Source organism: Bradyrhizobium barranii subsp. barranii, assembly GCF_017565645.3.
In the GTDB taxonomy this organism is placed as follows: Bacteria; Pseudomonadota; Alphaproteobacteria; order Rhizobiales; family Xanthobacteraceae; genus Bradyrhizobium; species Bradyrhizobium barranii.
Genome location: NZ_CP086136.1, coordinates 10,551,316 through 10,563,791, shown reverse-complemented (window position 1 = coordinate 10,563,791; position 12,476 = coordinate 10,551,316). Strand labels below are relative to the sequence as shown.

Annotated in this window: 8 protein-coding genes and 1 pseudogene; 6 read left to right on the top strand and 3 right to left on the bottom strand. The window is 64.0% G+C overall.

Annotated elements, in window-relative coordinates:
- Positions 1 to 225: 225 nt before the first annotated feature.
- Together J4G43_RS51145 and mtnA are read left to right on the top strand one after the other, a co-directional pair.
- Positions 226 to 1,101, top strand: coding sequence for an S-methyl-5'-thioadenosine phosphorylase (locus tag J4G43_RS51145; protein WP_208083616.1), 876 nt, complete (start codon positions 226 to 228; stop codon positions 1,099 to 1,101).
- Positions 1,102 to 1,119: 18 nt separating this feature from the next.
- Positions 1,120 to 2,229, top strand: coding sequence for an S-methyl-5-thioribose-1-phosphate isomerase (gene mtnA, locus J4G43_RS51140; RefSeq protein WP_208083615.1), 1,110 nt, complete (start codon positions 1,120 to 1,122; stop codon positions 2,227 to 2,229).
- Between the two features lie 122 nt (positions 2,230 to 2,351).
- Here the strand turns inward: mtnA and J4G43_RS51135 are convergent, their stop codons facing one another.
- Positions 2,352 to 2,987 carry an HAD-IA family hydrolase gene (locus tag J4G43_RS51135; protein WP_208083614.1) on the bottom strand — a complete coding sequence of 212 codons (636 nt, stop codon included), beginning with the start codon at positions 2,985 to 2,987 and terminating at the stop codon, positions 2,352 to 2,354.
- A 108-nt stretch (positions 2,988 to 3,095) separates the two neighbouring features.
- Between J4G43_RS51135 and J4G43_RS51130 the strand changes: the two genes are divergently transcribed.
- Together J4G43_RS51130 and J4G43_RS51125 are read left to right on the top strand one after the other, a co-directional pair.
- Positions 3,096 to 3,854, top strand: a complete 759-nt coding sequence (locus J4G43_RS51130) for a S1 family peptidase (RefSeq protein ID WP_208083613.1) — start codon at positions 3,096 to 3,098, stop codon at positions 3,852 to 3,854.
- A gap of 125 nt (positions 3,855 to 3,979) precedes the next feature.
- Positions 3,980 to 5,476: pseudogene (locus J4G43_RS51125) on the top strand (flavin-containing monooxygenase).
- 230 nt (positions 5,477 to 5,706) lie between these two features.
- Here J4G43_RS51125 and J4G43_RS51120 read toward each other — a convergent pair.
- Both J4G43_RS51120 and J4G43_RS51115 read right to left on the bottom strand, forming a co-directional pair.
- Positions 5,707 to 6,633 carry a response regulator gene (locus tag J4G43_RS51120; protein ID WP_014491159.1) on the bottom strand — a complete coding sequence of 309 codons (927 nt, stop codon included), beginning with the start codon at positions 6,631 to 6,633 and terminating at the stop codon, positions 5,707 to 5,709.
- Positions 6,617 to 9,973 carry a hybrid sensor histidine kinase/response regulator gene (locus tag J4G43_RS51115; protein WP_208083612.1) on the bottom strand — a complete coding sequence of 1,119 codons (3,357 nt, stop codon included), beginning with the start codon at positions 9,971 to 9,973 and terminating at the stop codon, positions 6,617 to 6,619. The genes J4G43_RS51120 and J4G43_RS51115 overlap by 17 nt, the downstream gene beginning before the upstream one ends.
- A gap of 169 nt (positions 9,974 to 10,142) precedes the next feature.
- Here J4G43_RS51115 and urtA point away from each other — a divergent pair, with 169 nt between their 5' ends.
- Together urtA and urtB are read left to right on the top strand one after the other, a co-directional pair.
- A complete protein-coding gene (gene urtA, locus J4G43_RS51110) occupies positions 10,143 to 11,402 on the top strand; it encodes an urea ABC transporter substrate-binding protein (RefSeq protein WP_028149118.1) in 1,260 nt (419 codons plus the stop codon).
- Positions 11,403 to 11,532: 130 nt separating this feature from the next.
- Complete coding sequence (gene urtB, locus J4G43_RS51105; protein WP_085404025.1) at positions 11,533 to 12,459, top strand: urea ABC transporter permease subunit UrtB; 927 nt, start codon at positions 11,533 to 11,535, stop codon at positions 12,457 to 12,459.
- The last annotated feature ends 17 nt before the right edge of the window (positions 12,460 to 12,476 follow it).

Here is a 12,476-nt window from a genome sequence, read left to right as displayed (position 1 = left end):
CGCGGAATCTATCGATCGTTGAAGGTCGCGGTACAGAACGACGAATCCTCGCCAAACTGCGCCCTGTGGATATGGGTCCCCGCTTTCGCGGGGACGACACTGAGAGTGAGGCGAGCACTCCAGGCTCCTCACAGCACCGGCATCGCCCCACCGCCCCCGTTCCAAAACCGCCGCAAAACTGGCATAGCTTAACCATGTCGCACATGGCGAACGGGTGGAGCAGGCATGACGCAGGCGGTATTGGGCATCATTGGTGGCTCCGGCATCTACGATCTGCCGGGTCTCGAGGGTGCGCGCGAAGAAGTGATCAAGAGCCCCTGGGGCGAGCCGTCGGCCTCTCTGCGGCGCGGCTCGATTGCCGGCCTGCCGATCGTGTTCCTGCCGCGGCACGACAAGGGTCACCGGCTGTCGCCCTCCGACATCAACTATCGCGCCAACATCGATGTTCTGAAGCGGGCCGGCGTTACCGACCTGATCTCGCTGTCGGCCTGCGGCTCGTTCAGGGAGGAGCTGCCACCAGGCACCTTCGTTCTCGTCGACCAGTTCGTCGATCGCACCCACAAGCGCGAGAGTTCGTTCTTCGGCAGGGGCTGTGTCGCGCATGTGTCGATGGCGCATCCGGTCTCGCCGCGCCTGCGCATCCATCTTGCGGCGGCAGCTGAAGCCGAGGGCATCGCGTTTGCGCGCGGCGGCACGTATGTCTGCATGGAGGGGCCGCAATTCTCCACCTACGCGGAGAGCATGACCTACAAGACATCGGGCTATTCCGTGATCGGCATGACCAACATGCCCGAGGCAAAGCTCGCGCGTGAGGCCGAGATCTGCTACGCCACGGTCGCGATGGTGACGGATTTCGACTGCTGGCATCCCGACCACGACGCCGTCACCGTCCAGGACATCATCCGCGTGCTGACCTCGAACGCCGACAAGGCGAAGGCGCTCGTGGCGCGGCTCGCGACGGATTTTCCGCGCGAGCACGAACCGTGCCCGATCGGTTCGGACCGCGCACTCGACACCGCGCTGATCACGGCGCCCGAGGCACGCGATCCCGAGCTCTTGAAAAAGCTCGATGCGGTGGCCGGGCGCATCCTGCGGGCGTGATACGAAAGGCAGAATGCCATGAAGGTTGACGGCAAGCATTTCCGCAGCATCTGGCGCGAGCGCGATGGCTGGTCGGTCGGCGCGATCGACCAGCGCCGGCTGCCGCATGAGTTCGTCGTTGCGAAGCTGGCCTCATGCGAAGACGCAGCGGTCGCCATCCGCGACATGCTGGTGCGCGGCGCGCCGCTGATCGGTGCAACCGCGGCTTATGGCATGGCGCTGGCCATGCGCGAGGACTCATCCGACGCCGGCCTGAAGCGCGCCTATGACACGCTGGTCGTGGCGCGGCCGACCGCGATCAATCTGAAATGGGCGCTGGACGAGATGCGCACGGCGCTCGCGCCCGTCGATCCGGTTGAACGGGCGGAGGCGGCCTATGCGCGCGCCGACGAGATCGTCGAGCAGGACGTCGAGATCAACCGCGGCATCGCCGGCAACGGCCTGAAGCTGATCGAGGCGATCGTCGCAAAGAAGAAGCCGGGCGAGACGGTCAACGTGCTGACCCATTGCAATGCCGGCTGGCTCGCCACCGTCGACTGGGGCACCGCAACGGCGCCGATCTATCTCGCGCATGAGCGTGGCATCAAGGTCCATGTCTGGGTCGACGAGACCCGTCCGCGCAACCAGGGCGCCTCGCTCACGGCCTGGGAGCTCGGCCATCACGGCGTGCCGCACACGGTCATCCCCGACAACACCGGCGGACACCTGATGCAGCACGGCATGGTCGACCTCGCCATCGTCGGCACCGACCGCGTGGCCGCCAATGGCGACGTCTGCAACAAGATCGGCACATATCTGAAGGCGCTTGCCGCGCACGACAACGGCGTGCCGTTCTATGTCGCGCTGCCGTCGCCGACGATCGATTTCGCCGTCGATGACGGCATCCGCGACATTCCGATCGAGCAGCGCAGCGGCACGGAGGTGACCGACATGACCGGCCGCACCGCGGACGGCCGGCTGGAGACGGTGCGCATCGTGCCGGAGGGCTCGCCGGTCGCGAATTACGCGTTCGACGTGACGCCGGCGCGTCTCGTCACCGGCCTCATCACCGAGCGCGGTGTGCTGAAGCCGGATCGCGCTTCGTTGGCGGACGCCTTTCCCGAGCGGATCGCCGCTGCGGCGGAGTAGTCAGTCTGCCAGGTGAGATGGCTCTACGCCGTCATTGCGAGCGCAGCGAAGCAATCCAGAATCCCTGCGCGGAAAGACTCTGGATTGCTTCGTCGCTTAGCTCCTCGCAATGACAGGCTAAACTAGCTCAGCTTCAGCCCTGTCGCCGCCTCTAGCTCGCCGATGGCCTGGGCCCCGCTGGCCACCTTGATCGTGGTCATGCCCATCTCGCGCGCTGGTTTCAGGTTAACGCCGAGATCGTCGAGATAGACGCACTTCTTCGGGTCGACCTTCAGTGTCTCCACCATCAGCTGGTAGATGCGCGGGTCGGGCTTGCGCAGGCCGATCTTGGCGGATTCGATGACGTGGTCGAACAGAACCATCACCTCGGCGATGTAGAGTGAGCGCCCGGTCATGCTGCCGATCGCGTTGGCGGGCAGGTTGTTGGTGATGCAGCCGGTCTTGAATTGCGCCTTGACGCGCTTGAGGGCCTCGACCATCTCGGGACGCAGATCGCCCTGAAGCAGCGGCAGCACGTCGCGGCCGCGCACCTCCGCGCCGAGCGCGCGCGATTCCTCGGCGAAGAGCTTGTCGAAGGTGTCGATATCGACCTCGGCTCGCTCGAACTTGGCCCAGGCGTTTTCCAGATGATTGGCGGCGTTGGTGCGCCGGATGATGTCGACGGGCAGACCGCGCTCGGTCTCGTACCGCGCGAACGCCTCGAACGGCGAGCTCGTCAGCACGCCGCCAAAATCAAAGATCACAGCCTCGATCGTCAAGATCCCGCCCTCGTCAATTCCTTTCCAAGAGCGCTAGCATGCGCTATCGGCAAGGGCCAGTCCGAAGCAATCCCGCCGTCACCGATGCCGACGCCAAAGCGTGTTCCCATGAAGAAGCTTGCAACCCTCATCGCAGCCGCTCTGCTGCTCGCTAAGCCCGCACACGCCATCGTCGGCGGCGGCACGCCGCAGGCCGATGGTGTCGCGCGCGCGGTCGTCACCATCGTCGGCTCGCGTGGCAATTTCTGCACCGGCAGCCTGATCGCTCCGAAGGTCGTGCTGACGGTTGCTCACTGTGTGCAGCCCGGCGCGGACTACAAGATCGTCGATCGCGGCGCTGACGGTGCGCCGCAATTGCTGAACGTGCGCACCGTCGCGATCCATCCCAACTTCAACATGCAGGCAATGCAGGCGCACCGCGCCACCGCGGACGTGGCATTGTTGCAACTGGAAATTCCACTCAAGGGAAAATCGACGGTGTCGGTCGGTGCGCCGACTATTCCAATCCAGGTTGGCAGCCGCTTCGTCATCGCCGGTATCGGCGTCACCGTGCGTGGCGACGGCAAGAGCGGCGGCGCGACGCGCGTTGCCGGGCTCGTGGCCACGGGCCAGCCCGGCACGTTCCAGATCCGGCTGGTCGATCCCGTAACCAACGGTGTTCGCGACGGAATTGGCGCCTGCACCGGCGATTCCGGCGGTCCGGTGTTCGAGGACAAGCCGAACGGTCCGGTGCTTGTCGGCGTCATCAGCTGGTCCACGGGGCCGAACGGCGCCGCCGGCTGCGGCGGATTGACCGGCGTCACGCCGCTCACCCTCTATCGCGACTGGATTTTGCAGACCGCGCGGAGCTGGGGTGCGGCGTTATAGTTTGACCGCGAATTGATCTGTGTCATTTTGAAGTGGAAGCGCGGTGGGCGACCATGCCCGTCGCGGAGGAAACGCGCCGTCCGGTCAAGGGCGGCCACAAAAACAAGCAAGGCACAGAAGCAACAATGAATGTCGCTGTCCGCAGTCACGCCACAACCAAGCAGGCCTCTGAACATTTCGACGTGCTGATCGTCGGTGCCGGCATCTCCGGCATCGGCAGCGCCTATCACATCGAAAAGCAGCTTCCCGGCACGAGCTACGTCATCCTGGAAACGCAGGCGACGTTCGGCGGCACCTGGAGCACGCATCGCTATCCCGGCATTCGCTCGGACAGCGATCTCCATACCTTCGGTTATAGCTTCAAGCCCTGGGTCGGCCCGCCGATCGCAACCGCCGAGGAAATCCTCGCCTACATGAACGAGGTGATCGACGACAACGATATCGCCCGGCACATCCGCTACAAGCACCAGATCAATTCCGCGAGCTGGTCGAGCGAGCAAAATCTCTGGACCATCGAGGCGACGACGACCGACACCGGCGAGGCGAAAACGTTCACCGCCAACTTCCTCTGGATGTGCCAGGGTTACTATCGCCATTCGGAAGGCTACACGCCGGAATGGAAGGGCATGGACCGCTTCAAGGGCCGCATCGTCCATCCGCAGAGCTGGCCAGACGATATCGACCTCGCGAACAAGAAGGTCGTCGTGATCGGCTCGGGCGCGACCGCGGCGACACTGGTGCCGAACATCGCCGACGCCTGCGCGCATGTCACCATGCTGCAGCGCTCGCCGACCTATTTCCGTCTCGGCCGCAACGCCATCGAAATCGCGGAGGAGCTGCGCAGGCTTCAGGTCGAGGAGGAATGGATCCATGAGATCGTCCGCCGCAAAATATTGTTCGAGCAGGATGCTTTCACAAAGCTCTGCATTGCCAAGCCGGAGCAGAAGGATCTGATCGACCAGATCCGCGCGGTTCTCGGTCCGGACTACGACGTCGAGACGCACTTCACGCCAACCTACCGGCCGTGGCGGCAGCGTATCGCCTTTGTGCCCGATGCCGATCTGTTCAAGGGCATAGCCAGCGGCAAGGCCTCCGTCGTCACCGATGAGATCGAATGTTTCGTCGAGAACGGCATCCAGCTCAAGTCCGGCAAGCTGCTGGAAGCCGACGTCGTCGTCACCGCAACCGGCTTCAATCTTGCGGCGCTCGGTGACATCGCCTTCGAGATCGACGGCAAGCCGCTCGCCTTCGGCGACACCGTGACCTATCGCGGCATGATGTTCACGGGCGTGCCGAACATGGTCTGGGTGTTCGGCTATTTCCGTGCGAGCTGGACGCTGCGCGTCGACGTCGTCGCCGATTTCGTCTGCCGGCTGCTCGGCCACATGAAGGCCAAGGGCACGAAGAAGGTCGAAGTCAGGCTGCGGCCTGAGGACCACAACATGCCGATCCTGCCCTGGATCGATCCGGAAAACTTCAATCCCGGCTAAATCATGCGCAACATGGACCTGCTCCCCAAGCGCGGCGACAAGCCGGAATGGCAGCACATCCAGGATTACTGGACCGAGAAGGACGAGATCCCGAAGACGGATCTGGATGACGGGGCGTTTGTTTACGGGTGAGTGATTGTTCGTGTGAGGGGCGGTAGCGATTGCCACGCACACGGCTGTCGTCCCGGGGCGCGAAGCGAGCCCGGGACCCATACTCCCAGGCAGTGGTTATAGGGCGAACCGCTCACTCCGACTCTTCGCCAAACTTCTCCCTGTGGTTATGGATCCCGGATCTGCGCTTCGCTTGTCCGGGACGACACTGTTTGTCGGGCGAACTGCGTCTCAACTCATTTGCAGTGTCGCTACGAATTCCTTCTCGTCGCATTCGTTGCAATCGCCGCCGCCGCGGTCCGGTTCTCCACGCCGAGCTTGGCGTAGATCTGCTCCAGGTGCTTGTCGACGGTGCGCGGGCTCAAGCCCAGGATTTGCGCGATGTCGCGGTTGGTCTTGCCCTTGCTGAGCCAGGCCAGCACCTCGCCCTCGCGGGTGGTGAGGCCGAGCTCGCTGGTGAATTCGGGCGGCAGCGCAGTGCCGGACTCCTTGGACAGCCGCAGCAGGAATTCGTTCGGCGCGGTTTCGCCCATGTAGTAGAGCCGCAGTTGCGGATTGTCGGGCAGGGGAGCCGCCTGCGACTTCGAGCTGCCCTTGTCCTTCGCCTGCTCCAGCCATTGCAGGAGTGATGGCGGCAGGACGAAGTCGTCGGCCTGCGCGCCATGATGATCGGCCAGCAGCTTCTGGGCTTGCGGGGTCGCCCAGAGCACATGACCCTGGCGGTTGACTGCGAACAGGAAGCGGCCGGAGACGTCGAGCGCGGCGCGCGCGCTCTGGGTCAGGCGGGCATTGCCGAGATGGACACGGATGCGCGCCAGCATCTCTTCGATCACAATCGGTTTTGTCACGTAGTCGACGCCGCCGGCCTCCAGCCCGCGCACGATGTGCTCGGTCTCCGCGAGGCCCGTCATGAAGATCACGGGCACGTTGGCAACGCCCGCGTCGCGCTTGAGGCGGCGGCAGGTCTCGAATCCGTCCATGCCGGGCATCACGGCGTCCAGCAGCACGATGTCGGGCGTGATCTGGTCGACGATGCGCATCGCGGCCGCGCCGTCGAGCGCCACCATCACCGTCATCCCGGCGCCGTCGAGCGCGTCGGTGAGCAGCCGCAGCGTCTCCGGGGAGTCATCGACAACGAGCGCGACATCGCGCTTCCTCGACTCAATGCTCATGCGCATGCAACGTCTTCAATGTGGCCATGTACCGGTCGAGATCGAAGCGGTCGACCAGCGACCGCATTTCCGCGACGAAGTCGGCATGCTCGGGGTGCTCGCTGCCGATCTCGTCCAGCTTCAACTGGATGCCCTTGACGTAGCCGATCTGGCCGAGCCCCATCAGCGCCTCGATGTGCCGCACCGGTGGCCTTGATCCGCTCTCGAGCCGCCAGAACGGCACCGCGATCTGGTCCGCGCCGTACTGCCATTCGATCTTCAGGAGCTGGCGGACCGTCTCCAGCAGCCGGGGAATGTCGATCGGCTTCATCAGATAGCCGTCGTGGAAGGGCTGCGCCAGCGGCGTGCCGTGAGCCTCAAGCGCGCTCGCCGACACCATCAGGATGCGCGCCTGGTGATGGCCGCTCGTGCGCAAGGCCTCCGCGACGGCCCAACCGTCCATGGCAGGCATCGAGATGTCGAGCAGGAACAGGTCGGGCCGGCAATGCTGCGCCAGCGCGAGGCATCCTGGCCCATCGGGTGCGCTGAGCAGGATGAAGCCGAGCGGCGCCAGCACCTCGCGCAGGAGGTCGCGATGCACGGGGTCGTCGTCGGTGATGAGGATGGTCTTGCGTGCGCCGCGATAGCCGGAGACCGGCGCCTCCACCGGCGCGATGCGCAGCGGATTGGCGACTTCCGACAGCAGGAGCTTGACCTTGAAGGTGCTCCCGGCGCCAACCGTGCTCAAGACCTTGATGTCGCCGCCCATGACGCCGGCGAGCAGCCGGCTGATGGTCAGGCCCAGCCCGGTGCCGGTCTGCGGCTGCGAGACGCCGAGCGCGCCACGCTCGAAGGGCGCAAAGATGCGTTCGAGGTCGTCGCCCTGGATGCCGGGGCCGGTGTCGATCACTTCGAACTCGGCAACGGGGCTGCGATAGTGCACGACGAACTGCACGCTGCCGGTCTGGGTGAACTTGATCGCGTTGGAGAGCAGGTTGATCAGCACCTGGCGCAGCCGCTTTTCGTCGGCGTAGACCACGACCGGCAAATGCGCGGGCCGCCTGAACACGAAGTCGATGCCCTTGGCGGCCGCCTGGAGACGGAACATGCCGACGAGCTGGTCGAGGAATTCGCTCAGGCGCACTTCGTCGCGCGACAGATACAGCCGCCCCGCCTCGATCTTGGAGATATCCAGAATGCCTAGGTGATCGGCGCTGCGGCGAACCACGCGGACCTGGTCGCGCGGCTTGGTATTGAGCGTCGCGTCCTGCTCCAGGAGCTGGGCATAGCCGCTGATCGCGTTCAGCGGTGAGCGCAGCTCGTGGCTCAGCCCGACCACGTAGCGGCTCTTGGCGAGGTTGGCGGATTCGGCGACCTCCTTGGCGCGCTGGAGCTCGGCGTCGGTGCGCTTGTGCGCGTCGATCTCCTGGATCAGCAGCGTCGTCTGCCGCCGCGTCTCGGCCTCGGCGGCGCGGCGGCTCTGCTGCGCCAGCACGAACAGCCAGGCCACCACGCCGATGATGATGCTGAGCGAGAAGAACACCTTCCAGAGCACGTTCGAGACGAGTAAATTCTCGCCGGGCACGCTCGCCGAGGTCTGAAGATAGATCAGTCCCAGCACCAGCGCGACGAGGCCGGCGGAGACCACGAACACGCCGATATAGTGGCCGAACTGCGAGTTGATCCGCCGGTAGATCGGTTCGGGAAGAATCTTGCCGAGCGCGTCGGCGAACTGCACCTGCGCCCGCGCATGCGGCTTGCAGAGGTCGTGGCAGCGTGCATCGAGCGAGCAGCACAGCGAGCAGATCGGGCCGGCGTAAGCGGGGCAGGACGTCATGTCCTCCGGCTCGAAACTGTGCTCGCAGATACAGCACTGGATCGACTCGATGTTGGCCCAGCTCCGCTTCGGCTTGCGCGCGATGTAGTACTTTCCGTCGGTGAGCCAGGCGATGACCGGCGCGGTGACGAAGGCGACCGTCAGCGCGACGAAGGCGGCGAGCGCCTTCATGGTCGGGCCGAACAGGCCGTAGAACGCCGCGATCGAGACGATGGTCGCGATCGTCATCGCCCCGACGCCGACCGGATTGATGTCGTAGAGATGGGCGCGCTTGAACTCCATCTGCGGCGGGCGCAGGCCAAGCGGCTTGTTGACGACGAGATCGGCGACGAGCGCGCCGACCCAGGCAATCGCGACGTTGGAATAGAGCGCCAGCGTCTGCTCCAGCGCCTTGTAGACGCCGATCTCCATCAAGAGCAGAGCCACCATCACGTTGAACACCAGCCAGACCACCCGGCCGGGGTGGCTGTGCGTCAAACGCGAGAAGAAGTTCGACCAGGCGATCGAGCCGGCATAGGCGTTGGTGACGTTGATCTTGAGCTGCGACAGGATCACGAACGTGCCGGTGAGCGCCAGCGCCAGGTCCGGCTGCGACAGCACGTAGCGAAACGCTTCGAGATACATGTGCGCGGGCTCGGCCGCCAGCTCGCCCGAGAGGCCGTGGCTCAGCGCGAAGAAGGCGAGAAAGGAGCCCAGTAACAATTTCAGTGCGCCGAAGATGATCCAGCCCGGGCCCGCGATCAGCAGGGCGATCCACCACGACGTTCGCGACGTGCGGCGGTCGCGCGGCAGAAACCGGAGGAAGTCGACCTGCTCGCCGACCTGCGCCACCAGCGAGAACACCACGGAGGATGCGACACCGAACAGCAGCAGATCGAAATGCCCGCTCGGGTCGCCATGCTCGCCGGCGAACTTGCGCCACTCCGTAAACGAGTAAGGGTTGGCCCAGGCGATCGCGGCGAAGGGCAGGATGTGCAGGATGATCCAGATCGGCTGCGTCCAGAGCTGGAAGCGGCTGATCAGCGTGATGCCGTAGGTCACGAGCGGAATGATCGCCACTGCGCTGATGAGGTAGCCGATCGGGCGCGGAATGCCGAAGCACATCTCCAGCGCCGTTGCCAGGATCACCGCCTCGATGGCGAAGAAGATGAAGGTGAAGGAGGCGTAGATCAACGAGGTGACGGTCGAGCCGATATAGCCGAAGCCGGCGCCGCGGGTGAGCAGGTCAATGTCGATGCCGCATTTGGCTGCGTAATAGGCAATCGGCACGCCGCAGAAGAAGATGATGGTGGAGACAACGAGGATCGCGGCGCTGGCGTTGGTGACGCCGTAGTTCAGCGTGATGGTGCCGCCGATCGCTTCCAGCGCCAGAAAGGAGATGGCGCCGAGTGCAGTGTTGGCGACACGGGCGGCAGACCAGCGGCGCGCGCTCTTGGCGGTGAAGCGCAGCGCGTAGTCTTCCAGCGTCTGGTTGGCGACCCACTGGTTGTACTGGCGCCTGACGCGGTCTATTCGCTGCCGCCCTGCCACTCGTTACCCCACTCCCGATACGTCCCAGAGCCCTCGCAAATTCCGTACCAGAAGCCTACGTCGGTATTTTGCGGTGCAGTATACGCGATCTTGCGTATGCTTGCGCTGCACAAATTCGAGCCATCCTCACGGCACCAATCGCGTGTCCTCGAACAAAAGTGGGGTGCTCATGTCAGACGAAGCAAACAAAGGCCTGTTGTCGCCGCTCCGGCGCAAACTATTGATGGGAATGGCCGCCGTGCCGGCCATCACGATGTTGCCGCGGGCGTCTTTCGCGCAGGCTCCGGCGACCTCGGCGGTCAACACCACGGGCCTCGCGGTCACCGATACCGAGGTCACGGTCGGCATCCTGCACTCGGCGACCGGCACCATGGCCATCTCCGAGACCGGCTCGATCGAGGCCGAAAAGCTCGCTATCGAGCAGATCAACGCCATGGGCGGCGTGCTCGGGCGCAAGATCAAGTTCATCCAGGAAGACGGCGCCAGCGACTGGCCGACCTTTGCGGAAAAGGCCAAGAAGCTGCTCGTCAACGACAAGGTCGCGGCGATCATGGGTTGCTGGACCTCCGCATCTCGCAAGGCCGTGCTGCCGGTTATGGAGCAGTACAACGGCATGCTCTACTACCCGACCTTCTACGAAGGCCTCGAGCAGTCCAAGAACGTGATCTACACTGGCCAGGAGGCGACCCAGCAGATTCTCGCCGGCCTGAACTGGATCGCCAAGGAAAAGGGCGCCAAGTCCTTCTTCTTCATCGGCTCCGACTACATCTGGCCGCGCACCTCGAACAAGATCGCGCGCAAGCACGTCGAGAACGTGCTGAAGGGCAAGGTCGTCGGCGAGGAGTATTATCCGCTCGGTAACACCCAGTTCAATTCGGTCATCAACAAGATCAAGCTGACCAAGCCCGACGTGATCTTCACCGACGTCGTCGGCGGCTCGAACGTCGCGTTCTACAAGCAGCTCAAGGCCGCCGGCATCGACCTCTCCAAGCAGGCGCTGCTGACGATCTCGGTGACCGAAGACGAGATCGACGGCATCGGCGGCGAGAACATCGCGGGCGCCTATGCCTGCATGAAGTACTTCCAGTCGCTCGATAATCCCAACAACAAGACGTTCGTGCCCGCGTTCAAGAAGATGTGGGGCGAGAAGACCGTGATCGGAGACGTCACCCAGGCTGCCTATCTCGGCCCGTGGCTGTGGAAGTTGACGGTGGAGAAGGCGGGCTCCTTCGACGTCGACAAGATCGCGGCGGCATCGCCCGGCGTCGAGTTCAAGGGTGCGCCGGAAGGCTATGTGCGCATCCACGAAAACCATCACCTCTGGTCGAAGACCCGGGTGGGGCGCGCCAAGCTCGATGGTCAGTTCGAGCTGATCTACGAGACCGCCGATCTCGTCGAGCCGGATCCGTTCCCCAAGGGTTACCAGTAAGTCGCGACGTCGCTCGCGCCTTTCCTCAACACCAAGCCTCTCCCTGGCGTGGACCGCAAATCCACGCCCAAGACCCCCGCGTCGCGAACCTGCTCGCGACGCGGGACCTTATCCCCGACGGAGGACATCGATGTTCGGCGACTATTCGCTTGGTGATCTTGGCTCCATCTTCGTCATGCAGGGGTTTGCAGGACTGATCCTGTTCTCAGTCTACGTCCTGATGGCGCTTGGGCTTGCGATCATCTTCGGCCAGATGGGCGTCATCAACATGGCTCACGGCGAGTTCATGATCCTCGGGGCCTACGTCACCTGGATGACCTCGAATTTCTTCCAAGCCTATCTGCCAAGCCTGTTCAGCGGCTATTTCTTCCTGGCGATGATCCTGGCCTTCGTCGCATCCGGTGCGCTGGGAATGCTGGTGGAGTGGGTGCTGATACGGCATCTCTACAAGCGCCCGCTCGATACGCTGCTGGCGACCTGGGGCCTCAGCCTGATGCTGCAGCAGGCCTATCGTTCCGTGTTCGGCGCGCGCGAGGTCGGCGTCGAGCTGCCGCAATGGATGCTCGGCTCGCTGCACGTCACCGACAGCATCGAGGTGCCGATCAACGGCGTCTTCGTGATGTGCCTCACTTTGCTGATCACCATCGGCGTCGCCTATGTCATGTACAAGTCGCGCTGGGGCCGCCAGGTCCGCGCCGTCGTGCAGAACCGCATCATGGCCGGAGCCGTCGGCATCAACACCGAAAAGGTCGATCGCTACACCTTCGGTCTCGGTTGCGGCATCGCCGGTGTCGCCGGCAGCGCCTTTACGATGATTGGCTCGACCGGGCCAACCTCCGGACAGCTCTACATCGTCGACACGTTCCTGGTGGTCGTGTTCGGCGGCGCCGCCAGTTTGATCGGCACCATCGCCTCGGCCTTCTCGATCTCGCAGACGCAATCCACCCTCGAATTCTTCATGTCGGGCTCGATGGCGAAAGTGCTGACGCTGCTCGCGGTAGTCGGAATCCTGATGCTGCGGCCGCAAGGGCTGTTCGCCCTCAAGGTCCGCAAGTGAGAAACTGGGGCTGATGC

Coding starts and splice junctions, on each gene's coding strand:
- J4G43_RS51145 (WP_208083616.1), top strand. CDS start 226: ATGACGCAGGCGGTATTGGGCATCATTGGTGGCTCCGGCATCTACGAT.
- mtnA (WP_208083615.1), top strand. CDS start 1,120: ATGAAGGTTGACGGCAAGCATTTCCGCAGCATCTGGCGCGAGCGCGAT.
- J4G43_RS51130 (WP_208083613.1), top strand. CDS start 3,096: ATGAAGAAGCTTGCAACCCTCATCGCAGCCGCTCTGCTGCTCGCTAAG.
- J4G43_RS51120 (WP_014491159.1), bottom strand. CDS start 6,633: ATGCGCATGAGCATTGAGTCGAGGAAGCGCGATGTCGCGCTCGTTGTC.
- urtA (WP_028149118.1), top strand. CDS start 10,143: ATGTCAGACGAAGCAAACAAAGGCCTGTTGTCGCCGCTCCGGCGCAAA.
- urtB (WP_085404025.1), top strand. CDS start 11,533: ATGTTCGGCGACTATTCGCTTGGTGATCTTGGCTCCATCTTCGTCATG.